At 53.7% G+C, this 24914-nt stretch carries 20 protein-coding genes; 5 read left to right on the top strand and 15 right to left on the bottom strand.

Going from position 1 to position 24914, the window contains the following annotated elements:
• Positions 1-100: 100 nt before the first annotated feature.
• The 13 genes from AGRI_RS15125 to AGRI_RS15065 all read right to left on the bottom strand — a co-directional run bounded on the left by AGRI_RS15125 (position 101) and on the right by AGRI_RS15065 (position 14412).
• The gene (locus tag AGRI_RS15125) at positions 101-1054 is read right to left on the bottom strand and encodes a sugar kinase (RefSeq protein WP_008985748.1); all 954 of its coding nucleotides are present in this window, start codon (positions 1052-1054) and stop codon (positions 101-103) included.
• A gap of 10 nt (positions 1055-1064) precedes the next feature.
• A complete protein-coding gene (gene eda / locus AGRI_RS15120) occupies positions 1065-1709 on the bottom strand; it encodes a bifunctional 4-hydroxy-2-oxoglutarate aldolase/2-dehydro-3-deoxy-phosphogluconate aldolase (protein ID WP_008985747.1) in 645 nt (214 codons plus the stop codon).
• Complete coding sequence (locus tag AGRI_RS15115; RefSeq protein WP_008985746.1) at positions 1709-3175, bottom strand: mannitol dehydrogenase family protein; 1467 nt, start codon at positions 3173-3175, stop codon at positions 1709-1711. Before AGRI_RS15115 ends, eda begins: the two co-directional genes overlap by 1 nt.
• Positions 3176-3257: 82 nt before the next feature.
• On the bottom strand, positions 3258-4682 hold the full coding sequence (uxaC, locus tag AGRI_RS15110) for a glucuronate isomerase (RefSeq protein WP_040292160.1): 1425 nt from the start codon (positions 4680-4682) through the stop codon (positions 3258-3260).
• Between the two features lie 48 nt (positions 4683-4730).
• The gene (locus AGRI_RS15105; RefSeq protein WP_008985744.1) at positions 4731-6299 is read right to left on the bottom strand and encodes a UxaA family hydrolase; all 1569 of its coding nucleotides are present in this window, start codon (positions 6297-6299) and stop codon (positions 4731-4733) included.
• A 55-nt stretch (positions 6300-6354) separates the two neighbouring features.
• On the bottom strand, positions 6355-7800 hold the full coding sequence (locus AGRI_RS15100) for a glycoside hydrolase family 28 protein (RefSeq protein ID WP_008985743.1): 1446 nt from the start codon (positions 7798-7800) through the stop codon (positions 6355-6357).
• A 169-nt stretch (positions 7801-7969) separates the two neighbouring features.
• Positions 7970-9043, bottom strand: coding sequence for a LacI family DNA-binding transcriptional regulator (locus AGRI_RS15095; protein WP_008985742.1), 1074 nt, complete (start codon positions 9041-9043; stop codon positions 7970-7972).
• 25 nt (positions 9044-9068) lie between these two features.
• A complete protein-coding gene (locus AGRI_RS15090; RefSeq protein ID WP_008985741.1) occupies positions 9069-9845 on the bottom strand; it encodes an IclR family transcriptional regulator in 777 nt (258 codons plus the stop codon).
• Between the two features lie 20 nt (positions 9846-9865).
• On the bottom strand, positions 9866-11161 hold the full coding sequence (locus AGRI_RS15085) for a TRAP transporter large permease (RefSeq protein WP_008985740.1): 1296 nt from the start codon (positions 11159-11161) through the stop codon (positions 9866-9868).
• Complete coding sequence (locus tag AGRI_RS15080) at positions 11161-11661, bottom strand: TRAP transporter small permease (RefSeq protein WP_008608820.1); 501 nt, start codon at positions 11659-11661, stop codon at positions 11161-11163. Before AGRI_RS15080 ends, AGRI_RS15085 begins: the two co-directional genes overlap by 1 nt.
• Complete coding sequence (locus AGRI_RS15075; RefSeq protein ID WP_040292081.1) at positions 11654-12673, bottom strand: TRAP transporter substrate-binding protein; 1020 nt, start codon at positions 12671-12673, stop codon at positions 11654-11656. Before AGRI_RS15075 ends, AGRI_RS15080 begins: the two co-directional genes overlap by 8 nt.
• Before the next feature lie 81 nt (positions 12674-12754).
• Positions 12755-13597 carry a 5-dehydro-4-deoxy-D-glucuronate isomerase gene (gene kduI / locus AGRI_RS15070; protein ID WP_008985738.1) on the bottom strand — a complete coding sequence of 281 codons (843 nt, stop codon included), beginning with the start codon at positions 13595-13597 and terminating at the stop codon, positions 12755-12757.
• A gap of 56 nt (positions 13598-13653) precedes the next feature.
• Complete coding sequence (locus AGRI_RS15065; protein WP_008985737.1) at positions 13654-14412, bottom strand: SDR family oxidoreductase; 759 nt, start codon at positions 14410-14412, stop codon at positions 13654-13656.
• A gap of 436 nt (positions 14413-14848) precedes the next feature.
• Between AGRI_RS15065 and AGRI_RS15060 the strand changes: the two genes are divergently transcribed.
• The 4 genes from AGRI_RS15060 (at position 14849) to AGRI_RS15045 (ending at position 22165) form a co-directional block, all read left to right on the top strand.
• The gene (locus tag AGRI_RS15060) at positions 14849-17614 is read left to right on the top strand and encodes a TonB-dependent receptor (protein ID WP_008985736.1); all 2766 of its coding nucleotides are present in this window, start codon (positions 14849-14851) and stop codon (positions 17612-17614) included.
• A gap of 140 nt (positions 17615-17754) precedes the next feature.
• Complete coding sequence (locus AGRI_RS15055; RefSeq protein WP_008985735.1) at positions 17755-20250, top strand: glycoside hydrolase family 88 protein; 2496 nt, start codon at positions 17755-17757, stop codon at positions 20248-20250.
• 167 nt (positions 20251-20417) lie between these two features.
• A complete protein-coding gene (locus AGRI_RS15050) occupies positions 20418-21404 on the top strand; it encodes a pectinesterase family protein (protein ID WP_237713103.1) in 987 nt (328 codons plus the stop codon).
• Complete coding sequence (locus tag AGRI_RS15045; RefSeq protein WP_008985733.1) at positions 21401-22165, top strand: rhamnogalacturonan acetylesterase; 765 nt, start codon at positions 21401-21403, stop codon at positions 22163-22165. Before AGRI_RS15050 ends, AGRI_RS15045 begins: the two co-directional genes overlap by 4 nt.
• Before the next feature lie 60 nt (positions 22166-22225).
• Here AGRI_RS15045 and grpE read toward each other — a convergent pair whose 3' ends face one another.
• Both grpE and hrcA read right to left on the bottom strand, forming a co-directional pair.
• Complete coding sequence (gene grpE, locus AGRI_RS15040) at positions 22226-22798, bottom strand: nucleotide exchange factor GrpE (protein WP_008985732.1); 573 nt, start codon at positions 22796-22798, stop codon at positions 22226-22228.
• 40 nt (positions 22799-22838) lie between these two features.
• Positions 22839-23858: a heat-inducible transcriptional repressor HrcA gene (gene hrcA / locus AGRI_RS15035; protein WP_008985731.1), complete on the bottom strand. Its 1020-nt coding sequence runs from the start codon at positions 23856-23858 to the stop codon at positions 22839-22841.
• Positions 23859-24030: 172 nt separating this feature from the next.
• Between hrcA and nadK the strand changes: the two genes are divergently transcribed.
• Complete coding sequence (nadK, locus tag AGRI_RS15030; RefSeq protein WP_008985730.1) at positions 24031-24912, top strand: NAD(+) kinase; 882 nt, start codon at positions 24031-24033, stop codon at positions 24910-24912.
• Positions 24913-24914: the final 2 nt, after the last annotated feature.

Here is a 24914-nt window from a genome sequence, read left to right as displayed (position 1 = left end):
CTTACTCCCATTCAATTAAAGTTTGCCTGGTTGTAGGGGTACTGTCTGATCGATCAGATCTTATTGTTAGCGGGCGGGTTTGTCCGCCACAATATTGTTGTTATCGAAATTGCGATGGCCGGTTCTTAGCCCAAAAGCCATTAAAATGTTCTTTGCCAACAATGGCACCGGTATGCTCCACCACAAAGCCCGCCAGCCGCGCCGCAAACTTTACCGCCTGCGCCGGCGCAATACCGCCCAGCCGGGCCGCCAGATAACCGCCGTTAAAGGAATCGCCGGCCGCTGTAGTATCCACCACTTTTTTTACCGGATGTGCCAGGGCGCTGAAATCCTGGCCCTGATAACGACCACTGATGCCGTCCTTGCCGTTTTTCACCACGATCTCTTCCACGCCTAGGGCGGAAAGCTGGGCTACCACCTCTTCGGTGCAAGTGGCGGCAAATAACACCTTATGATCATCCAGCCCCGGCAGGGCCACATCAGCCAACGCATAGGCACGCAAAAATGCTGCTTTTGCCGCTTCGGCTGTTGGCCACAGCGCCGGTCGGTAGTTAGGGTCAAAGATGATCCGGCTGCCGCTGGCTTTTAACTCTGCCACCAGCGCAAACAGCGCTTCGCGGTCGCTGTCATTCAAAATGGCCAGCGTGATGCCGGAGAAGAAAAACATCTCTGCTCCCGTTAGCTCCGCCAACCGCTGTTGACTGCTCGCCAGTTGCAGCACCTGTTTCGCTGCCGACGTATCGCGCCAGTACACAAAGCTGCGCTCACCAAAGGCATCGGTATTAATCATATACAGGCCGGGGCGCGCAGTTTTGCTGCGTAATATCAGCTGAGTATCAATTTTTTCGCGCTCCACCGCCCGCACCAGCTTGTCGCTAATCAGATCGGTACCGACCGCAGTAAAAAACTGCACCTCAATAGGTTGCTCAGCACAGCGTTTCAGATAAACAGCGGTATTAAACACATCGCCAGCAAAGGCCTGGTGATAGACATTTTCCACCAGCTGAAACAGCTCCACCATGCACTCGCCCATAATGACAATACGTTTGCTCATGGTCTTTCTCCTATGCCGCCTGTTTTAATTGCCGGGCCAGGCTACAGGCTTGGTGCGACAATGCCGTGATCTGTGCCCAGTCGCCGCTGGCAATGGCGCTGGCCGGCGAGATCCAGGAGCCACCGACCACAAACACATTTGGCAACGCCAGATATTCAGCCAGATTTTGCTGGCTGATGCCGCCGGTCGGACAGAACCGTACCTGCTGAAAAATACTGCTCAGTGCCTTTAACATGGCGCTGCCACCGGATAAATTGGCCGGAAAAAATTTCAGTTCACGAATGCCCATTTCCAGTGCCAGCGCAATTTCTGAAGGGGTCGATACCCCCGGCGCCAGCGCCAGTCCGGTATCCAGCATGGCCTGTAACAGTTTGGGCGTACTGGCCGGGCTCACCAGAAACTGCGCACCGGCGTCTTTTGCTGCCTGGGCATCCGCCGCCGATAAAATGGTACCGGCGCCCACCAACAGCTCAGGTAAGGCGCTGCGAATAGCACTGATACAATCCAAAGCTTTTGGCGTGCGCAGTACCACCTCGACCGAACCAATACCGCCCTGCTGCATCGCCTGAGCAATAGCTACTGCAGTGCTTGGTACCTCAGCCTGAATAATGGGTAATAAGGCTGGGCCTTGTAAAACGTGAGATAACGCCGACATTAGACTACTCCGCGCGCCACTGGCTGTTCGGATACCAGGGTCGTCAGTTGTTGATAGGCCGCAGTCACGGCCTGGCTAAAGGTATCTTGCTTTGGCAGCTCAGTGCCGAACACGGCCTCAATCGCCAGAAAGCGGGCGACATCATGCTGCGCCTCACCGCGACAAGTGGACGCTGCCGCAGTCAGGCTGCTGGCTAAGGGGTCAACCAGCGGCTGGCCTTCTGCCAGCCGGCGGCGGATAAATAAGAACCAAGCTGCCAGACAAAAGCTCAGTTTGCTGATGCTGCGCCCGGCCGCCAGGTTATCGCGGATCACCGGCAGAATACGCATCGGCATTTTCTGCGACCCATCCCAGGCGATTTGCGCCAGCAGATGGCGGATCGCCGGGTTTTCAAAGCGGGCAAAAATCGCCTGGCTATACTGCTGAATATCCAGCTCAGCCGGTGCGGTAAAAGATGGCATAATTTCCTGCTGCACCATTTGCTGCAGTAAATTCAGCAGCGTTTTATCCTGCATGGCGTCATACACGGTTTCATAGCCAAGCAGATAACCGATATAGGCCAGTGTCGAGTGCGGAGCATTTAATAACCGTAACTTGGCTTTTTCAAAGGCGCTGACATCGGCGGCATAGATCACCCCGGCTTGCTGCCACGCTGGCCGCTCTGCCGGTAAAATATCTTCAATTACCCACTGCACAAAGGCTTCGCGTTTAATCGGCCAGTTGTCGTTAACGCCCAGTACCCCCGCGACCTGAGCACGCAGCGCAGCGTCGGTTGCCGGCGTAATACTGTCGACCATGGTACAGGGGCTGATCAGTTGCTGCTCCAGCCAGTTGGCCAGGGCCGGCGCCTTTTGCGCCGCAAAGCCAATCAGCGCCCTGCGTAGCTTATGGCCGTTATCGGTCAGGTTATCGCAACTGAGTACGCAAAAAGGCGCCACATTCTTAGCATAGCGGGCTGCTAGGGCGGCAACCAGCAAGCCGATAGCAGTGACCGCCGGTTGGCCGCCGCTCAGATCCTGCTGAATTTGCGGATGCTGTAAATCCAGTTCGCCCTGCGCATTCAGGCAATAGCCTTTTTCAGTAATCGTCAGGGTGACATAGCGGGTCGCTGCGTCGCTGAGTCGTGCCAGTACACTCTGATACCGCTCACTGGCAATCAGCACTTCCTGCACACTGCCAATCACCTGATAACGGGTGTCGCTATCCAGTACTGCCAGCGTATAGAGCCCATCCTGCGGGGTCAGCGCCTGACTGACATCCGGCGAGCGCATCGAAACCGCACTGATCGCCCAGTCACCACCGTGCTGCAGTGCCAGATCAGTGTAATAGGCCTGATGGCCGCGGAAAAACGCGCCGGGCCCCAGATGCACTATGCCGATACCGGGTTGCTGTGGTGCCAGCCGGTAGGCGGGCAGTGGCAGTTTGCCGGCCAAACTGGCAAGGGTGTTATTGCTTAATAATGTCATAGTTTGCCTGCTGTTCGCGTTAAGCCTGATGACGGTATGCCGGCAAGTGCCTGCCACCGTCACCCTGAGTTAGGCAGTGCTGTTACTTCAGCTGATAAGCCTGTTTCACCAGGCCATAAGTCAGCTGGTAGGCCAACTCGGCGGCTTCTGCTTCGGTCAGGCGGTGCTCAGCCACTAAACCGGCCAGGAAGCGGCAGTCAATACGCCGCGCCACATCATGCCGGGCCGGGATCGAGAAGAAAGCCCGGGTATCGTCATTAAAACCGACAGTGTTATAGAAACCAGCCGTTTCGGTAACCTGATGCCGGAAGCGCAGCATGCCCTCCGGGCTATCATGGAACCACCAGGCCGGACCCAGCTTTAACGCCGGATAATGGCCAGCCAATGGCGCCAGCTCGCGGGCATAGGTGGTTTCATCCAGCGTAAACAGAATGATGTTTAAGCTGGCCTCGTTGCCATATTTTTGCAGCAGTGGTTTCAGGTTACTGACAAACTCGGTCGGGCTTGGAATATCAGCGCCTTTATCGGGCCCAAAACGCTCAAAGATCACCTGATTATGGTTGCGGTGCGCGCCGGGATGAATTTGCATCGTCATGCCATCTTGCAGGCTCATGCCGGCCATCTCGGTAAGCATCTGGCCACGGAATAACTCGGTTTCTGCAGGCGTTGCAGTACCGGCCAGACAACGTTGAAACAAGGCTGCGGCCTCGCTTGGCGCTAAATCAGCGGTAATAGCCGACGGATGACCATGATCGGTTGCCGTCGCGCCATGTTCACGGAAAAAAGCCCGTCTTTTTCGCAGTGCCGCCAGATAACCCGGCCAGCTTTGCGTATCTTCGCCGGTCAACTCCCCCAGTTTGGCGATGTTGGCGGCAAAATCCGCACGATCCGCATCGACCACATCATCCGGCCGGAAGGTGGTAATCACTTTATGCTCATAGCCGGTGCCTTTTAGTTTGGCATGGTGGCGCAGGTCATTCAGTGCCCCTTCGGTGGTAGCAATCAGCTCGATATTAAAGCGATCCAGTAAGGCGCGCGGCTTAAATTCCGGTTTTACCAGCTGGGCATTGATACTGTCGTAATAGTGATCGGCGGTCTCTTCGCTCAGCGCGACCTCAAGGCCAAACACATCGTGAAACACGCTGTCCAGCCAGATCCGCGATGGCGTGCCGCGAAACAAATAATAGTGCCTGGCAAAAATACGGAAGATTTTACGGTAATCAGTTTCTACCGCCACGCCGTCCTTACGCCGGATCCCCAACTCTTCCAGTTTGATCCCCTGGCTATACAGCATGCGGAACACATAGTGATCCGGCAGCAGCAGCAAGGTCGTGGCGTTATCAAAGTTGGCATCGTCGGCAAACCAACGCGGATCAGTATGACCATGCGGGCTGACAATAGGCAGATCCTTGATTTGCTGATACAGCCGGCGGGCAATATCGCGTACCAGCGGATCGGATGGGAATAAGCGGTCCGGATGTAAGGTTAAAGGCGTGGTCTGAGCCATAATTAAGATCCTGTAAGCATACTGACTGCGGCCTGGCCGCAGCATAGGTTAAAGCGTGACACCGTTCTTCCAGATAGCGATTTCACGGTTGTCAGAAATTTCGTTGCGGGTGCGCTCGCCCGAGGCCACCGCCAGCAAATAACGGAAAAATTGCCCGGTAAACTGCTGCGCATCCTGCCCGACCTGCAACAACTGGCCGGCGTCATAGTCAATCCATTGCGGCTTACGCGCCGCCAGATTGGAATTCGATGCGATCTTGACGGTGGGTGCCGGGAAGCCCAGCGGTGTGCCACGACCGGTAGTAAACAGCAGTAAGGTGGCACCGGCTGCCGTTAGCGCCGTCGAGGACACCGCATCATTCCCCGGCCCTTCCAGCAAGGTCAGACCGGCGGCATGCGCTTGTTCGCCGTAGCGGATAATTTGCTGCACCACGGCAGAGCCGCCTTTTTGAATGGCACCCAGCGACTTTTCTTCCAACGTGGTCAAACCGCCGTCTTTATTGCCCGGGCTCGGGTTCTCATACACCGGTTGCTGGTTGTCGATAAAGTACTGTTTAAAGTCATTAACCAGAGTGACCAGATCGGCAAATACCTGCTGATTGGCGGCACGGGCCATAAACACCTGCTCGGCGCCAAACATTTCCGGGGTTTCAGTCAGCACCACCTTGCCGCCAGCCGCGGCCAGCAAATCGGCGGTACGTCCTACCAGGGCGTTAGCTGTCAGGCCGCTAAAACCATCCGAGCCACCGCATTTCATGCCCAGTACCAGCTCTGATACCGGACAGGCCGAGCGCTGGTCGTTGGCCATCAACTGCAGTAATTCCCCCACTGCAGCCAGGCCCTGCTCCACTTCATCTTCAACCTGCTGGGCATTAAAGGCGCGGATGCGGCTGCTATCAACATCGGGGCAAGCTTGCAGCAGCCTGGCCAACTGATTGTTCTCGCAGCCAAGTCCCAGGATCAGCACCGCACCGGCGTTTGGATGTTGGATCAGGCCGGCCAGTAACTGGCGGGTATGATCAAGATCATCGCCCAGTTGCGAGCAACCAAAAGGGTGGGTAAAAGCATGAATACCGTCGATATTTTTAAGTGCCAACAAATCGGCATAGTGCTGACGCGCCTGCTCGGCGACCCGCATTGCCGCGCGGTTGACACAGCCCACCGTATTGATAATCCACAGCTCATTGCGGGTACCCACCTTACCGTTGCTGCGCCGGTAACCCTGAAAGCTTTGCGGCAAGTCAGCCGGAAAACTCAGCGCCGGTGCCTGACAGCCGGTATAGCTGTATTCAATGGTGCCACTCAGTGCTGTCGCCAGATTGTGCGAGTGCACATGCTCACCAGCGGCAATCGGCTGGGTGGCTCGGCCAATCGCAAAACCGTATTTCAGCACCGGCTCACCGGCCGCGATTGCCGTCAGCGCCAGCTTATGCCCGGCCGGTACTGCGGTTTGCGCGCTAAGATGTGAAAACGGCGCCGGTAACGGCTCGCCCGCCTGCAGCGCTTGCAACGCCACCAGCACATTATCGCGCTGGTGCACCTGCAATACCGCCAGCTGGGCTGCACTGCTTTGTTCCGGTAAACGGATACTGCATCCGGCTTGCTGCTCTGTTGTCATCTGTTGTTACCTGTATTGCGCCAACCTTGTCTAGCGGTGGCAATAAAAACAAAAATTAAATGCTAATCGCCCGGCCGTTCAGGCTGACGTCTAACTGATCAATACCAGCAATGTTTTCCAGCACGCCCAGCGCTGCTGTGTTGTTAAACTGCACATGATGCAGGGTAACGCCGCTGATTGGCGCCCGTTCGAAGCCGCGCAGCTCAAAAGCCCGCTGCGCCTTTTGCACCGTCAGATTACTGATATGTAAATTATTAACTTGTGGCATAAAGTTGCCGGCATCGCCCTCTTCGTAGAAGAAGTTAATCACGATAGCGTCACGCACTTCACCAATCTCGATATCCCGGATATAGACATTTTCAATCAGGCCACCACGGACCGAGTTGGTTTTGATCCGGATACCACGCGCCAGATTAGGGCTGCTCATCCGACAACGGCGGGCAAAGATATTACGGGCACCACCAGAGATTTCACTGCCCATCACCACGCCACCATGACCCGCACGCATAATACAATCCTGGATCACCACGTTTTGTACCGGTGTTGCCAGGCGACGGCCGTCATTGTTGCGACCGGACTTCAGCGCGATACAGTCATCGCCGGTATCAAACAGGCAGTTTTCAATCAGTACTCTGTTGCAGGACTCCGGGTTACAGCCATCCGAGTTCGGGCCATAGCTGATGCAATTGACATTACGCACTATCACATCTTCCGATAACACCGGATTGATTAACCAGAACGGCGAATTACGGATGGTCACTCCTTCAATCAATACCCGCTTACAGCCATAAGGTTGAATAAAAGGTGGTCGTAAAAAGTTTTCGTTAAACACCCGCTCACTGACCGGTACGCCGCGTTCAGCCATCTCAAACAGCGGTGAGCGGGTTTTCACTTGATCAACACTGGCATCATAATCCCAGTTGCGACGCTCCCACTGACCTTTCCACGGCCACCAGGCGTCTACCGCACCATTACCTTCAAGGATGCCATTACCCGTCAGCGCAATATTTTCCTGCTGATAGGCATAGATCAGCGGCGAATAGCCCATTAACTCAACGCCTTCCCAGCGGGTCATCACATAAGGCAGGTAATGCTCGCGATCGGTATAGAACGACAGCACAGTGTCATCAGCCAGATGTAAATTGACGTTCGATTTCAGATGAATCGCACCGGTTTCAAAACGGCCGCCCGGGATCAGTACCCGGCCACCGCCGGCAGCAGCACAGGCAGCAATAGCCGCAGCAATGGCGGCCGTATTATCAAAGCCGGCTTTGGCTGCAGCGCCAAAATCAGTAATTGAGAAGCTGCGATCCGGAAACTTAACCGGCTTGATGGCAGCAATAATCTGATCGGCCTGCTGCCACTGCCGCAAGTCGTCGGCGTCTTTGGCACTAACAGGCAGTGCAGTAACGCTCTGGCAACCACTGACGCTTAACAGACTAAGACTGGCCGAGGCGGCGGTAAAAAGTTTCAGGCTGTTACGTTTCTTCAGATCTGTCATCTTGTATCCTTTGTTGTTGGCAACAGGGAACAATACCTACTGCGTACGTCGAGGCAGTCGCTCGACAATTACCGGGGTCTGGTTGTTATAATAACCAATTTGCCACCGGTGGCAAGCATTTCACTAAAAAAATTGCCACCGTTGGCAACTTTTTTAGTGCTACGCCACATCAACTCCGGCGAGCAGCCACCAGCGCTGCCGCATTGTTAGCGACAACCGCCGTTTTACATGGGCCGGTTGACTCCCGCACCACCAGGGTTGGCGCAACCTTAGAAGCTACATTTAATGCCGCCTTATGATTCTGCTCAATTGACATGATCATTTTAGTGGTCGCCAATAACGCCATTTGTCGCACCGGCCGGCGAATCGTGGTCAAGGCCGGAATCATCCGGGAAGCCAGCATATTATCGTCAAAACCCGCTACCGAAAGTTGTTCCGGCACCTTGATCCCCAGACTGTTGGCAACTTTTAATACGCCGGCTGCCATCTGGTCATTGTTGGCAAAAATCGCCGTCGGCAGCTCGTCACGTTGCAGTAATTGCCGGGCACACTCTATACCGGTTTCAAAGGTGTTGTTGCCTTCCAGAATCATATCCGGTGCAATCTTAACGCCGTAGACCGAGAGCCCGAGCTGGAAGCCTTCCATCCGCTCGGTGGAAGATTTGTAACGCTGTGGGCCACTGATAAAGGCAATTTTTTCATGCCCAAGCTGGGCGAAATAGCGCGCCATCTCAGCTGCAGCCGCACGATCGTCCGACACTACAATATGTTCCTGGCTATCCAGTGCCACCGAGCTAAGCCGGACATAAGGACTACCGGATTCTTTCAATGCGGCAGCCAGGGTTTCTGATTCAGATACTGGCGGCAGTACGATCACGCCATCCAACTTGGAGCGGCGCATAAAACGCAGACAATCATTAACCAGACTTTCGCTTTGATAGCGGCAAGGATGTACGACTAATTCGTAGCCCAGATTTGAACAAACTTCCAGCACCCCACGTTGCACATCATCCAGATATAAGGCATCGGGGTTGTCGTAAATTAAACCGAGCAGGTAAGATCTGCTGGATGCCAGACCTCGCGCCTGAGCATTCGGCGAGTACTTAAGCTCATTAATCACTTTCTCAACTTTTAAACGGGTACTTTCACCCACGCTAAGCGAGCCGTTAATAACCCTGGATACGGTGCGTTTGGAGACACCGGCAATACGGGCGACATCATTGATTGTGGACTGTTTCTGCATAAGCCTGTTCTTCTACCATCCCGGGTTATTTATGATTGGCCGCCAGTTGCGGCCGGTATACGGTTAAGCCGATATCTATGGCTGCTTTCTTCACTTTAGCTGCCACATCGGCTATCTGTTGCCGGGGAAACAGCGTGGCCGGTGCTGTTACCGACACTGCTGCCACCACTATACCGCGTTCATCACGGATCGGCGCAGCTAAACAACGTACATCCGGATGGTATTCTAAATCATCCGTTGCATAACCCCGGCCTAATATACGTTGCAATTCTAAGCGAAGATCGGCACAACTTACGATACTTTGTGGCGTTTGTGTCCGAAACAAGCCCTTCGCAGCCAGCTCAGATAGTGCATCGAAATGTAAAAACGCCAGAAATAGTTTACCCGCTGCCGAGCAATTAAAATAGGCCAGCGTACCCGGCCTTGCTGCCAACCGCAGTGGGTTTGGGCAATCACAGACCTCAGTGATCAGTGCCCCTTCGGCGTGCGGCAGCACCAATTGCACACTCATGCCGGTTGCCAGTGTCAGGCGCTGCAAGAAAGGTAAGGCTTCCCGGCTCAGTTTAGAAGTACTCACCAGCTGGCAGCTCATCTTAAACAGCGCCGCGCCTACCAGATAGCGCTTACCCTGCTTTTCCAGCAATTGCTGCTGACACAGCGTCTGTAAAATGCGAAAGGTGGTCGTGCGTGGCACCGCCAGCCGTTGCTCCAGCTCGGTTAAGCTTAAGCCTTGCTCCGATTCAGCCACCAGGGCCAAGACCCGGCAGGCATTAGCCAGATTGGGGATCACATAACTACCCATCGCATTGCTCCTTGGTTTTTTTACAACCCAAACAGGGCCGGTAAAAACTCGCTGATCGCTGGAATATAGGTTACCAGCATCAGTACCACAAACATTGCCAGATATAGCGGCAACATCGGCCGGATAATGGCTTCAATCCGCGTTTTGGCAATGGCGCAGCTGACAAAGAGCACACTGCCAACCGGCGGCGATACCAGACCAATCGACAAATTCAACACCATCATAATGCCAAAGTGCAGCGGGCTCATACCCAGCTCAACCGCCACCGGTAAAAAGATTGGGGTAAAGATCAACACCGCCGGCGTCATGTCCATAAAGGCACCGACAATCAATAAAATCAGGTTAATCATCAGCAGGATCAACAAAGGGTTCTCGCTGATGGTCAGCATCGCCGCGCTGATGGTTTGCGGAATTTGCTCATAAGACAAGATCCACGACATCGCCGACGAGGTCGCAATTAACGCCAGCACTATGGCCGTGGTTTCGGCCGCTTTCATTAAAATACCCGACAGCTCACTGACTTTCACTTCACGGTACAGGCCAACAGCGAGAATCAACGAATAGATCACGGCGATGGCGCCAGCCTCAGTGGCGGTAAAAATGCCACCGATAATGCCGCCAATCACCAGGAAAATCATAAACAGGCTGGGTAAGGCGGCCGCCACTTTCTGCGCCACTAATTTCAGCGGCAAACGGGCACCGACCGGATAACCTTTTAACTTTGCATAGCCGGCACAAACCAGCATCAGCGACACGCCGAGCAAAATGCCGGGTAAATAGCCGGCCACAAAGAGCGCGGCAATCGATACCCCGCCACTGGCAATGGCATAGACAATCAGAATATTGCTCGGTGGAATTAACATGCCGGTGGTCGCCGCAGAAGCGGTTACAGCGGCACTGAAGTTAACGTCATAACCCTGCTTTTTCATCTCTGGCAGCATAAAGCTGCCGATCGCCGAAGTGGCGGCTACCGCCGAGCCGGAGATGGCGCCAAAGAACATACAGGACACCACATTGACCAGTGCCAGGCCGCCCGGCAGCATGCCGATCAATGCCATGGCACATTCAATCAGCCGCTTGGCAATGCCGCCGCGCCCCATAATCAAACCGGACAAAATAAAAAACGGAATCGCCAGTAACGCAAAGCTGTTAATCCCACCGGCCATCCGCTGCGCCATCGTCGTGACCGCCGGCATAAAGTCGATACTGATCAACATGGTGGCCAGCGTTGCCAACCCGATACAGAACGAAATAGGGACATTGAGCAGTAGCAGTGAGAAAAAGACCAGCAACAGAACCAGAATTGAGATTTCCATTAGTGCAGCCCCTCGACTTGTGGCATTGGCTGTCGCAGCGCCAGATGATACAGCTGGCAACAGCCATAAAACGCAATAAGTAAACCTGATAGCGGGATCACGCTGTAGATATAGGCCATCTTAATCCCCAGTGCTGCTGACATCTGATTTAACTCAAAAGTCAGCGCCATCAGATTACCGCCACCGACCACCATCACTGCCAACGCAAATAGCACTACGGCACTGGTCAGCAACATATTCAACCGCCGCTGTAACTCAGCGTCAAAGCGCCGGGTAACAATGTCCAGCCCCAGATGTACGCCGGTACGATAGGCCAGTGCTGCGCCAATCATGCCTATCCAAATCAACAGGCAACGCGACAACTCTTCGGTGACCGAGCTTGGGCTTTGCAGCAGATAACGCGATACCACCTGCCAGCTAACCACCAGCACGATGCTGAGCATCAGCAGCGCCAGAAACCACTTCAGCACCGTATCAACCCAAAATAATAATTTAGTCATCCTTTACCTCCGGGCTAACCTCACGCATGGCCGCAATTTGTTCCAGCAAGGGGCCAATACGGGTTTGCAGCATTTGCTGATAGAAGGGCGCGACCGCCTGACGGAAGGGGGCTTTATCCGGGTAAATAACCGTCACCCCTGCGGCTTTAACGGCATTAAGCGCCTCTCCCGACGCTCGCTGCCAGGCAGCACGCTGATAGACAATTGAATCATTAGCGGCCTGCTGCACCCATTGCTGCTGCTCTGGTGTCAGATCCTGCCAGACATGCAGGCTCATAATCAGCACATCCGGTACCGCGGTGTGTTCATCCAACGAGAAGTATTTACTCAGCTCATAGTGGCGGGATAAATAGAAACTGGGCGGGTTATTCTCGGCGCCGTCCACCACCCCCTGTTGGATGGCAGTGTAAAGCTCACCCCAGTCAATCGGGGTAGCGGCGCCGCCCAGTGCTTCCACCATCCGCACTGCGGTTTGACTGTTAAGCACCCGGAATTTTTTGCCGCGTAAATCGGCCGGGCTATCGATACGGGTATTACTGGAATAAAAACTGCGGCTGCCGGCATCGTAATAACCCAGGCCATACAGACGGGCAACCTGGATCTCCTGCAGTAAGCCCTGACCGATCTCGCTTTCCAATACCCGCCAGAAATGCGCGTTATCGTCAAAAATATAGGGCACACTGAACACCTGCATCGCCGGCACAAAGCCTTCCAGCGGGCTGGCCGACACCTTGGTCATCGCCAGACTGCCGATCTGCAGCAACTCAACCAGCTCCCGCTCGTTACCGAGCTGACCACCACTGTAGATCTCAATCCGCATACTGCCGCCGGAGTATTCCGCCAGCCGCTCGCCCATCAGCGCCATGGCTTTATGCACCACATGCTCCTGATCCAGCGTATGCGCCAGCCTCAGCACTTTAACCTCCTGCTCCGGCTGACAGGCGCTTAGCAGCAAACTGGCCGCTGCCGCCAGCACCCAGCGCATCCGGCTTTGCTGTGTTCGTCTCTTCATACTGTTACCCTGTTAATCCTATGCTGGCTACTGTGGTAGCCGGTCGGCCGGTCTGTGCCGGCCTAACGTTGGCTGCTGCCGTTAGCGCATGGCGCTGGCCGGAAACTTATCCATATCGTGATAATCCAGATTTTCACCGGCCATCCCCCAGATAAAGGCGTAGTTGCTGGTACCGCAGCCGCTGTGAATCGACCAGGCCGGCGACACCACCGCCTGCTCATTGGCGACCCAAATATGCCGGGTTTGCTGTGGCTGGCCCATAAAGTGACAAACGCCCTGCTCCGGCGCTAAATCAAAGTAAAAATAGGCTTCCATCCGGCGGTCATGCTGGTGCGCCGGCATGGTATTCCAGACACTGCCGGGCTTTAGTACCGTCAGGCCCATTTGCAGCTGACAGGTCTCTACCACATCATTAATCATTAACTGGTGGATCGCCCGTTCATTCGATGTCGCCTGGGCCCCCATTTGCAGCACAGTACAGTTATCCATAGTCAGATGTTTGGTCGGATAGCTGTGATGTGCCGGCGCCGAATTCAGATAAAACTTAGCCGGGGTAGCGGCGTTGTCGCTGTAAAAACTAACCTGCCGTGCGCCCATACCCACATAGAGCGCTTCTTTGTTTTGCAGCGGATAACGCTGGCCATCAACTTCAACTACGCCACTGCCGCCGACGTTAATAATGCCAAGCTCGCGACGCTGTAAAAAATAGTCAGCTTTTAACGCTGCTACCGTCTCAAGCTGTACCGGACCAGTCACCGGCACCGCACTACCGACAATTACCCGCTCGTAATGGGTATAGCACAGTACCAACTGGTCAGGCTGCATCAGGTTATCGACCAGAAAATGCTGCCGTAGCTGCTCAGTATCGTACCGCTTTACATCATCCGGGTGGGTTGGATAACGGCTTTCAAAAATTACGCTCATCATTAGTCCTCTGTTTAATGGGTTGCTGCGCTCTGGCTGTCTTGTGATTTAGCGCTTTAGCGCGCCAGCCAGCCGCCATCGACGGCCAGCACATGGCCATTCACATATTCACTGGCCGCACTCGCCAAAAATACGGCGGCACCGGCTAAATCTTCCGGCTCACCCCAGCGCCCGGCCGGGATCCGCCCCAAAATAGCGGCATTGCGCTGTGCATCGGCCTGTAACGCGGCGGTGTTATCGGTGCGAAAATAGCCCGGGGCTATCGCATTAACCTGAATATTATGCTGCGCCCATTCATTGGCCAGCGCTTTGGTGACTCCGGCAATCGCATGTTTACTGGCAGTGTAGGCCGGTACCGTGATGCCACCACTGTAGGAAAGCATCGAGGCGATATTAATAATCTTACCGCTCTGGCGTTTTATCATCTCGGCGCCCAGCAATTGCGACAATAAGAAGGCCGCATCCAGATTGACTGCGATCACCTTATGCCACTCGCTCATCGGAAACTCATGTGCCGGCGCCCGGAAAATGGTGCCACCACAGTTCACCAGGATCTGCACCGGCCCTGCTGCCAGCGCGGCGGCAGCCAGATCCCGCACGGCCTGTTCGTTACTCAGATCCGCCACCAACTCCTGCGCCTGGCCACCATTGGCCAGAATGGCATCAACCGTTGCGGCTGCGCCACCGCTGTTGGAACAGGCACACAGCACTTTGGCCCCCGCTGCAGCCAGCGCCTTAGCAATCGCCTGGCCTAAACCCCGGCTGGCACCGGTAACCAGGGCCGTTTGGCCGCTCAGGGTAAATAAGCTCGTCATCTGTCACTCCTATTTTGTCGGTTTGTTGCTGCGGCATCTGTGGTGTTATCGTCAGGAATAATGTTCAAATATGGAACAACCTGAATTTTAAAAAACCAATCAAACGCAATAAATTCATTAAGTTAAACCACAAAACCACATAAAGCGCCTGTCGAAAACTGATTTAATTTGCATCATTAATTGACAGGATTTACTGCTTGGTGTTAGCTTTTTGCCATCGGTGGCACAAAATTGCAAGCTTTTTTTGCCACCGGTAGACAAGACAACTATGCTTTAACAGTCGCCGAATTATCAACAGGGGAGCAATATACCCGGCACGATAACCGCACAGCTTTTTACGCTGTCAGGTTACAGACAACGGGTATAGGTTCCTGACAAAGACGAGAATAGCCAGTTAAGCTGGCAACAGATAAACACTCAGGACAAGGTGAACAAGATGGTAAACAGCAGAACACCCTTTCGCCCCAGTAAAGTCTGCCGGGCATTAACCCTGGCCGGTCTGGCAACCTTATTCAGCGCTCAGGCGCTGGCACAGCAAACTGAACAGGCTGAACAGACCGAACAGCAAAAAGCGGAAGAACAGATTGAAGTGATTTCCGTTGTCGGTAGCTTCCGTGGCAGTCTGGCCAGCGCCCTAAACCAGAAACGCTTTGAAACCGGTGCCACTGACACCATCAAGGCAGAAGATATCGCTGATTTCCCGGATCTGAACCTGGCCGAATCGCTGCAGCGTATTCCGGGGGTAGCCATTAGCCGGGTAGCCGGTGAAGGCCGACAGATCTCTGTGCGTGGCCTGGGCCCGGATTTCACCCGGGTAAGAATTAACGGTATGGAAGCACAATCTACCAGTGGCGGTACAGATGCCATCGGTGGGGCTAACCGTGGTCGGGGCTTTGACTTTAATACCTTTTCTTCTGATTTGTTTAACGAGTTGACAGTACGCAAAACAGCCTCAGCCAATGTCGAGGAGGGGTCGCTTGGCGCCACAGTAGATATGCGTACTGCCCGTCCGTTCGACTATGATGGTTTAACCTTTGCTGCCAACATTCAGGCCGGTTATAACGACAAATCAGAAGAAGTGGATCCGAAAGGCTCGTTCCTGTTTAGTAACATCAACGAAGACGGCACCTTTGGTTATCTGATTTCCGCCGCATTTTCAGAGCGCGACATTCTGGATGAGGGTTACTCTACCGTGCGTTGGAACAACGTTAATGACTTTGGTAGCTACCGCGGTCAAACCAGCGGTGCAGAGCTGCAGGCCATCAACGATGGCTTCCGGCCGCGCTTACCGCGTTACGATTCCTATATGCATAATGTAAAACGTACCGGTGTCGCGACCGCATTAGAATACCGCCCCAGTCTGGAAACCCGTTTTAATCTGGATGTGTTGTACTCTAAGGATGATTCGACCCGTCAGGAAGCCTTTATGCAGGGTATTCTGAATGGCAACGGTCAAACCGGGCCGATGAATGTGCTGGACTATGAAATCGATAGCACCAACACCGTCACTTATGCTTCGTTTGAAAATGCATTAATCCGTAACGAACTGCGCTATGACGAACTTTCCACTGATTTCCTACAATTTACCCTAAGTGGCCAGCATCAGCTAACTGATAATCTGAAGATTGATGCCATGGTCGGCCGGGCGAAATCAGAGTTTGATAACCCGATTCAAACGACTGTCGTTATGGAGAAAGGCGGTCAAACCTTTAGTTATGACTACCGGGGCAGCAAACGTGACAATCCAGAGCTGCTGTTTGGCGCCGGTGTGTTTGATCCGAATGGCTGGACCACGAATAGCGTGCGTTTACGGCCATTAGGCGCTGAAAACACCTTCGACAGCGCCGCTTTTAACGTCGAATATGTATTAACCGAAGCACTAACACTGCGCAGTGGCTTGCACTACAAGAAATTCCAGTTTGAAACGACCGAAGCACGCCGGCAAAGTGAAAATGCGGCGGGAGTGGTAATGAGCCCGGATCTGATCCGTCAATACGGTGCCGGCGTTGGCCCTTATGGCAGCTGGTTAGTACCGGATCTGGCCGCTATCGATGCCCGTTACGATATCTACAGCAACACGGGTGCCTTTACGGTCAGCCGGGATTTCCGCCGCGTCGATAACTTCTCCGCCGAAGAAAAAACGCTGGGCGCTTATGTGCAGCTGGCATTCGACACCGAGTTGGGTGATACCGGACTACGCGGTGATATCGGTGGTCGTTTCGTGAAAACGGATCAATCCTCTACTGCCTGGGCGACCTTAGGTTCAACCCAGCAGTTGGTTACCGCTGAGCACGACTATAACGAATTCCTGCCATCACTTAACCTGGTGTTCGAACCACTGGACGATGTAATAATTCGCTTTGGTTATGCTGAAGTGATGGCCCGTGCTGGTTTGGGTAGTATCAGACCAAACGTGTCCGTTTCAGTATCGGGCGGCTCACGCTCAATCAGCGGTGGTAACCCAACGCTGGAGCCGACCAAAGCCAAAACCTATGATTTAGGTTTAGAGCTGTACTTTGATAATGAGTCCTTATTAGGTGTGGCGGTTTTCCGGAAAGATATCGACAGCTATGTGCAGGGCTTACGGGAAACCAAACTCTTTACTGAAACCGGTTTACCGATCCAGGCGGCTATCGATGCCTGTAATGCAGGCCCGGGCTATGGCACTGACTGTAACGAAAACATTGAATGGCAAACTAACACGCCATTAAATGGTCCGGGTGGTAATCTGTACGGCTTTGAAGTGCAGTACCAGATGCCGTTTAGCTTCCTGCCGGAATTCTGGAACCGCTTTGGCTTTATCGGTAACTATACCTATGTTAAAGCCCAGATGGACTACATCAATAATACCGGTGTGGTGCTGGCCACCCGTGACCTGCAGGGGTTGTCCGAGAATACCCGTAGTGCCACCCTGTACTACGAGGACGAAAAATTCTCTGCCCGGGTGTCACTGGCAGATCGTGCGCGTTATCTGACTAATGCTATCGGCCGCGATAATAATGATATGGAAGGCACTAACGCCACCCGTAATATTGATGCCGCAATGTCGTATCAGATAACTGATAACTGGAAGCTGACGTTTGAAGCGCTGAACCTGACCAACGAAGTAGATGATCAGTGGGTTGATTCCAGCGGCAACCGTTTAACTTACTACCATGCCACAGGCCGGCAGTACTACCTGGGTGCGCAATATAAGTTTTAAGCACCCATCTGACACTTAAGCGGCACACTGCCGCTTAAGTGCGGTCTGCTGCCTACCTCAGGCGCAACCCATTTCGCGTGCCACGGAAGGCCCGAATCACCCACAGGCAAGTGCCAATTCTATTTAACAGGGTAACTATCGTGAACAAGCGTCTTCTGCAAACTCTTCCTCTTGTTACGCTTAGCAGTTTACTACTGGCGGCCTGCGGTCAACCTGCCAGTCCGCCTGCCGCAAATCAGAGCACAACTGAGCCGTCAACTTTGGCCGCCATGCCTGCGGTAGCCGAATTACTGATTGCCAATCCGTCTGACTTTGTCCGCAGCCAGCAGCCGGTTTACCTGAGTTACTATGATCTTGGGTTAACCACTGAGCAGGCGCAGGATCTGGTTGCCCGTCGCGCTGGCCAGCTGGTGCCACTGCAGCATCTGGATCGTAGCGGTGACGGCAAGCGCGATACGCTGTTTTTAGCCTTAGATTTTCAGCCAGCCGAACAACTGCAACTACAAATTGAACATGATGCTGCCGCCCTGGCAGCCCTACAACTGCGGGCGCAAACTCAGGCCGAAATTTCGCATAAAGTCGGTGGCGAATGGCAAGGTGCCAAATATATTGGCGGCACCTTTCAGAACGTGCAGCAGCTGACACCGCCGTCACAATATATCGATCACTCCGAGTGGATCCGTTATGAAGGCCCAGGTATCGAATCGGATCAGGTTGGCTATCGGATTTATCTGGACTGGCGTAATGGCTTTGATGTCTTTGGTAAAACCAAACCACAGCTGGTGCTGCAGGATGTCGGCCAGGATGGCTATCAGTCGTACCATGAAATGGCCGACTGGGGCATGGATCTGCTGAAAGTCGGGCAATCACTGGGCGCCGGTGGTTATGGCTACTGGGATGGTCAGAAAGTTGAGCGTGTGTCCAGGGTTGGCCAACATACCGCTAAAGTGATTGAAAATGGCCCGCTCTACTCCGCATTACAGATAACCTATCAGGATTGGCAAATTGCCGGTAAAACCGTGACGCTAACAGCCGACTTATCGATGACTGCCGGCAGCCGACTGGTCAATACCCGGTTACAGCTGTCCGAAGAGCTGGATAACCTTGCTATCGGTCTGGTAAAACTGCCGGATACCAAACTGATTCAGGGCGAAGTGGAGATCACCGGTCACGCCTGGACCTATGTCGCGACCTGGGGCCAGCAAAGCCTGTCGGCACCCGACAGCAAGCTCGGGATGGCACTGCTGTTTAAACGCGGCCAGCGCACGGCGCAAACCGAGGATGAACATAGTCATGTCAGCGTGATGAAACCGGCTGGCAGCCAGCTGGAATATTACTTTTTAGCCGCCTGGGATGGTGAAGCAGACGGCATCAAAACCGAAGCGGAATTTATTGCCTACCTTGAGCAACAAGCCGAACAATTAACCTTGACACCGCGGCAACGCCTGCATACCGCCGCTACTGCCGCGAAACTGCAGCCGCCGCTCACTGCTGAGCACGCATTGTATTGGGGCGAGCTACTGGCCCAAAGTGAGATGGTACGGCAAACTCCCTACTACGCTTACGGCGGCTGGGATTATGAGCGTCAACGTCCGGCAACCTTTGAATACACCACCGGTCTTTTGCTGCAAGCCTATGATGACTTACTACAGCTTAAACCTAACGCCGAATGGCAGCAGGTGATAAGCGACGTTGTTAACTCCTTTGTCACACCTGAAGGAGATATCCGCACTTATGATCTTAAAAAATACAATATCGATAGCCTGAATACCGGCAATATGCTGCTGCGCGATTATCTGCGCCAGCCGAATGAACCGGCGCGCAAGGCGCTGGCGTTGCTGCGTCGTCAGGTCGCCGAGCATCCGCGCACTCAGGATGGCGCCTTCTGGCATAAGCAAATTTATCCGCATCAGCTGTGGCTGGATGGCGTCTATATGGGCATGCCGTTCTACGCCTTTTACACCAGTCAGTTTGAGCAAGGTCAGGGCCTGCCGGAGGTCGTTAAAGAATTTAAGCTGACCCGCGATATTTTACGCGACCCGAATACCGGTCTGTATTTCCACGCCTGGGATGAAGCGAAACAGCAGGTCTGGGCTAACCCTGAAACCGGCTTGTCACCGCATTTCTGGGGCCGCGGTCTGGGATGGCTAACTATGGCGCTGGTTGATGTGCTGGATTATATCCCCGCCGAACAGACCGAGCTGCGGGCACCACTGCTGCAGATGATTACTGAGTTAGCCGAAACCCTGCCGCGCTTTCAGCATGACAGTGGCGTCTGGTATCAAATTCTGGATCGGCCCGAGGCGACAGGTAACTATCTGGAGTCATCCGGTAGCGCCATGTTTACCTATTTCTATGCTAAAGCGATAAACAACGGCTATCTGCCACCGAGCTATAAAGCCACAGCGCTGAAAGCCTATCAGGGGTTAGTGCGCGAATTTATGCTGGTGCATCCGGATGGTTTAGTCAGTTTGGTTAATACGGTGCAGGTAGCGGGTTTGGGCTTTGGCCGCGATGGCAGCTACCACTACTATATGAGCGAGCCGGTATTCCGTAACGACGCCAAGGCCAACGGCCCCTTTATTATGGCGGCAGTCGAAATGGCAAAACTTCTGGGCTACCCGGTTAACCAGTAACAACTGCCTGGCAGCAGGGTGCAGCACACGCTGGCCCTGGAGTACGAGAGGACTTCTCCCTCTCCTGTGGTTTGAGCCGGCAACTGCCGGCTCTTTTTTCGGCACTTGTTCGAGAGACTTTGATGCATAACGTCTTATTAGCTTTGATTTTTCTTTTGCTACCAAACATGACACTAGCCAGCAATGTGTTGCGCTTAAGCGTCGCACAGGATGGCAGCGCGCAGTTTCAAACTATTCAGGCGGCACTGGATAGCCTGCCGGCCACTGCTGAGCAGGCAATTATTCAGATTAAGCCGGGTATCTATCAGGAAAAGCTGTACCTGACACGGGATAAGGTGGCTCTGGTTGGTCAGGGCCGCACTCAGACCATCATTCAATATGCTGAACTGCGGACAAATTGGCTGGCGTCCCATCCGGATGACTGGGGCAGCGCCGTGGTAAATATCCGCGCCAGCGACATTGCCCTGCTCGGCCTGACAATTAAAAACAGCTACGGTGAACTAACCGGCGATCATGAACATCAGTTCGCGATCCGTGGCTTTGAGCATGCCAGCCGGATTATTACTGATGACTGCGCCATTATTGCCGGCGGTGCCGATACCCTAAGTTTGTGGAATAAGACCGACGGCATGTACTACCACCGCAACTGCTATATCGAAGGCCATACCGATATGGTGTGCCCACGTGGCTGGGCTTTTTTTGACAACGTCACTTTTTACAACCAGAAAGCCTATGCCACCCTGTGGCATGACGGTGAACTGGACCCAGCGCAAAAACTGGTGGTGGTCAATTCGCACTTCGATGGTGTACCCGGCTTTTTGCTGGGCCGCCGCCACTACGATGCGCAGTTTTATCTGATCAATAACAGCTACAGCCCGAAGATGGCTGACCGGCCAATCTTCCGTCACACCTATCCGCAACAACCGGAACGTGACCGGGCCAATTTATGGGGCGATCGCTACTACTTTAGCCAGAGCGTTTTTAGCCAAGGCGCTGACAGCGCACCGCGCTATCCGTGGCTGGCAGATAATCTGGCTACGCATCCGGCTAACCTTAGCGCGGCGCAGATCACCGCACAGTGGACCTTTGACGGTCGCTGGGATCCCGAGGCTGAGCTGGCACGTCTGTATCAACTCCTGGAACAACAACCATGAATCGACTAATCCTTTGCCTGTGTTTGTTGCTAAGCCTGTCGTTCGCTTCCCAGAGTTTCGCCAACAACCCGGTACCAGCGCGGCTGCATCTGGTCGGTGACTCGACGATGTCGGTTAAGATCAACCCGGCCTACCCGGAACGGGGTTGGGGCGAGTTGCTACCGGCCTTTATGCTGCCGCAACTTACGATTATCAATCATGCTGCGAATGGCCGTAGCACCCGGCGCTTTTTAAACGAGGGCCGCTGGCAGTTGCTGTTAAGCGAGCTGGGCGCCGGCGACTATGTGCTGATCCAGTTTGGCCATAATGACCAGAAGATTGCTGATCCGGCGCGCTATGCGGCAGCAGATAGCGACTATCCGGCGTTTTTACGCCAGTTTGTGGCGGATATTCGCGCCAAAAACGCCACTCCGTTACTGGCAAGTTCGATTTGCCGGCGCAACTTTAACAGTGATGCTTTATTGGTAAGAGATCTAGCGGCTTATGCCCAAGCCACGGCGCAGGTCGCAGCGCAACTTGACGTGAGCTTTTTTGATTTACAGCAGCTAAGCTGTGATTTTATTGCGAACGCTGGCCCTGCCGGCAGCCAGCCGTATTTTATCCAGATCCCGGCTGATCTTTACAGCAAGTTTCCCAACGGCACCATTGATAACACGCACCTGACACTACAGGGGGCCGCTAAGATTGCGCAGTTATTTGTGCGGGAGTTAAAGCGGCAGCAACATCCGCTGGCAGATTATATTTACCGCGAACTGTTATAAAAACGCCCGGCAGAGGCCGGGCGTTGCAAACTAAGATTTGGCAGGAACCATGTAACGCGGTTAATCCGGCGCTTTTGACACCCCAACCATCGCCGGACGCAATAACCGGCCGTTTAACTCGTAGCCCTTTTGCATCACAAAGGTCACAGTATTGGGTGGCAAATCGGCAGTTGGCTGCATCGTCATCGCCTGATGTTGCTCCGGATTAAATGGCTGACCGGCCGGATCCAGCTGGATCACGCCGTATTTTGCAACCGTATCCAGGAAACTCTTCATCGTCAGCTCAATACCTTCAATGACACCTTTGAACGCTTCATCTTCACGGTTGATAAAGTTCAGCGCCCGCTCCAGGTTATCCACCACAGGGAGTAAATCAGAGGCGAACTTTTCCAGCGCAAACTTGTGCGCCTTTTCCACATCCAGCGCGGCACGGCGGCGGGCATTATCCGCTTCGGCTTTAATGCGCAGCATCAGGTCATGCTGTTCAGCCAGCTGTGCCTGTGTTTTTGCCAGTTCTTCTTCCAGTTTGGTAATAATGGTTTGCTCCGACGACAGCTCCACTGTATCGGCATGGCTATCGGAAGTCTGGTTCAGCTCTTCAGGGGTTTCTGCAGGCTTGTGTTGCTCAGTCATTGTTACAATACTCCAATTTAGCGTAGGGGTATTATGGGGATCAATTTGGCCGATTCAAGTTTAAATTTAACTGGGCGGCGCAGGACTCAACCAAGGGGATTAACCGGGCATAATTCATCCGCCGGGGACCCAGCAGGGCGATAAAGCGGTGCGGCTGCCGCTGGTAACTTTGCGCAATGACACTAAGCTGTGACAGCTCGACAAAGCCCGACTCTTTACCCAGAATCAGTTTAGGTTGGTTATCATTAGTAACCAGTTCCAACAGCTGCATTAAGCCGGCCGGATGCTCGAGCATTTGCACCACCTGCTGCAAAGCCGGGTTTTGCTGATAGTCTGGTGTCAGTAACAACTGATGCTGACCAAAAATCAGCGGTTGATGTTGCATAAATTCATCCAGACTCAGCTGGCCTAATACTTTTTGCAACAGCGCCTGCGCCAGCCCCGTTTCACTGCGTAATAAATTACCCAGGCGGGCAATACCATCCTGCCACTGCCCACCGGACAACGCCGCATTTAACAGGCACAACACCTTGCTTAAGGTTGCAGAATCAATACTTTGCTCACATTGCAAAACCCGGTGCAAAATATCGCCGTCTTCGTCTATTACCACCAACAGCAGGCGATCGCTGGCCAGGCGGACCAAATCAATTTGCCGCACTTCACGACCACTGGCTTTGGGCGCACTGATAATCGCCACACAACCGGTCAGGTTTGCCAATAACTGCCCGGCTTGCTGGCATAATAATGACACCGGCAACTGTGGTGCCAGGCGCTTTTTAATTTCGGCGGCCCAGCTATCACTGATCGGTTGCAGTTGTAACATTTTATCGATAAATAAGCGGATGCCAGAGGTAGTCGGAACTCGTCCGGCTGAAGTATGCGGTGAGCGGATGAGCCCCTGCTGTTCCAACAGCACCATGGTATTGCGCACCGTGGCCGAGCTGACTGACAGCGCCTGATTTTCAGCAATCGCTTTTGAGGATACCGGTAAACCATCCAGCAGATACTGCTCAACGATCAGTTTTAAAATCAGTTCGGTTCTGCTTAATGTTTCGGTCATGCGCCTACACCTGCATTCTGTTGTTGATTATGATGGGGCCTTTCTAAAAAATTTCAAGCAGCTCAGGACACTAAAGCCGGTAGCCGTTATACTGAGCCAACAGTCTGGCCGCCGTCAGGGTGGCTAAAGCTTTTTGACCGGTGCTTGACCGGCCTTTCAACACGGAAACGTTATGAGTCTTGCCTTTAACAAAGTGGGATTAATTGGTAAACCGCACCATAGCGGCGCCAACCAAACACTGCTTAGCCTGTATCAGTTTTTACAGCAGCAAGGGCTGAGCGTCTATGTCGAAGAGCGGGTAGCACAAAGCCTGCCGATCGCCGGTGCCGAAGTACTGGACCTGGTGACACTCGGGAAAACCTGCGACCTGGCAATTGTTGTCGGCGGCGATGGTAATATGCTCGGTGCAGCGCGGATACTGGCTCGTTTTGACGTCGCCGTACTGGGGGTTAACCGCGGCAATCTGGGCTTTTTAACCGATTTGGCACCGGAAAGCTTTGCCGAGCCACTGACTGAAGTGCTGGCCGGTAATTTTGTTACCGAAAAGCGTAACCTGTTGGAAATCGCCGTGCATCGTCACGGCAGTGTGAAAAGCAGTAATAGTGCCGTTAACGAAGCCGTACTGCACGCCGACAAAGTCGCGCACATGATTGAATTCGAAGCCTATATCAATAACGAATTTGTCTACAGCCAACGCTCAGATGGGCTGATTATCAGTACTCCCACCGGTTCTACCGCTTATTCTTTATCCGGCGGTGGCCCCATTCTGACTCCGGATCTGGATGCGATGAGTCTGGTGCCAATGTTTCCGCATACGCTAAGTAGTCGGCCACTGGTGGTGTCAGGAAATAGCGAAATCCGGCTGAAAGTTGCTGAAACTAACGATGCACATCTGCAAATTAGTTGCGATAGCCATGTGATTCTGGCCGTAATGCCAGGCGATGATATTACTATCCGCAAACACCCTAACCCGCTACGGCTGGTGCATCCGCCCGGCTATAGCTACTATCACGTGCTGCGCAATAAACTGGGCTGGGGCAGCAAGCTGTATTAAAA

This window comes from Alishewanella agri BL06, from assembly GCF_000272005.1.
Taxonomy (GTDB): Bacteria; Pseudomonadota; Gammaproteobacteria; order Enterobacterales; family Alteromonadaceae; genus Alishewanella; species Alishewanella agri.
This window is presented reverse-complemented; position numbering and strand designations above follow the sequence as displayed.

Coding starts and splice junctions, on each gene's coding strand:
- AGRI_RS15125 (WP_008985748.1), bottom strand. CDS start 1,054: ATGAGCAAACGTATTGTCATTATGGGCGAGTGCATGGTGGAGCTGTTT.
- eda (WP_008985747.1), bottom strand. CDS start 1,709: ATGTCGGCGTTATCTCACGTTTTACAAGGCCCAGCCTTATTACCCATT.
- AGRI_RS15115 (WP_008985746.1), bottom strand. CDS start 3,175: ATGACATTATTAAGCAATAACACCCTTGCCAGTTTGGCCGGCAAACTG.
- uxaC (WP_040292160.1), bottom strand. CDS start 4,682: ATGGCTCAGACCACGCCTTTAACCTTACATCCGGACCGCTTATTCCCA.
- AGRI_RS15105 (WP_008985744.1), bottom strand. CDS start 6,299: ATGACAACAGAGCAGCAAGCCGGATGCAGTATCCGTTTACCGGAACAA.
- AGRI_RS15100 (WP_008985743.1), bottom strand. CDS start 7,800: ATGACAGATCTGAAGAAACGTAACAGCCTGAAACTTTTTACCGCCGCC.
- AGRI_RS15095 (WP_008985742.1), bottom strand. CDS start 9,043: ATGCAGAAACAGTCCACAATCAATGATGTCGCCCGTATTGCCGGTGTC.
- AGRI_RS15090 (WP_008985741.1), bottom strand. CDS start 9,845: ATGGGTAGTTATGTGATCCCCAATCTGGCTAATGCCTGCCGGGTCTTG.
- AGRI_RS15085 (WP_008985740.1), bottom strand. CDS start 11,161: ATGGAAATCTCAATTCTGGTTCTGTTGCTGGTCTTTTTCTCACTGCTA.
- AGRI_RS15080 (WP_008608820.1), bottom strand. CDS start 11,661: ATGACTAAATTATTATTTTGGGTTGATACGGTGCTGAAGTGGTTTCTG.
- AGRI_RS15075 (WP_040292081.1), bottom strand. CDS start 12,673: ATGAAGAGACGAACACAGCAAAGCCGGATGCGCTGGGTGCTGGCGGCA.
- kduI (WP_008985738.1), bottom strand. CDS start 13,597: ATGAGCGTAATTTTTGAAAGCCGTTATCCAACCCACCCGGATGATGTA.
- AGRI_RS15065 (WP_008985737.1), bottom strand. CDS start 14,412: ATGACGAGCTTATTTACCCTGAGCGGCCAAACGGCCCTGGTTACCGGT.
- AGRI_RS15060 (WP_008985736.1), top strand. CDS start 14,849: ATGGTAAACAGCAGAACACCCTTTCGCCCCAGTAAAGTCTGCCGGGCA.
- AGRI_RS15050 (WP_237713103.1), top strand. CDS start 20,418: ATGACACTAGCCAGCAATGTGTTGCGCTTAAGCGTCGCACAGGATGGC.
- AGRI_RS15045 (WP_008985733.1), top strand. CDS start 21,401: ATGAATCGACTAATCCTTTGCCTGTGTTTGTTGCTAAGCCTGTCGTTC.
- grpE (WP_008985732.1), bottom strand. CDS start 22,798: ATGACTGAGCAACACAAGCCTGCAGAAACCCCTGAAGAGCTGAACCAG.
- hrcA (WP_008985731.1), bottom strand. CDS start 23,858: ATGACCGAAACATTAAGCAGAACCGAACTGATTTTAAAACTGATCGTT.
- nadK (WP_008985730.1), top strand. CDS start 24,031: ATGAGTCTTGCCTTTAACAAAGTGGGATTAATTGGTAAACCGCACCAT.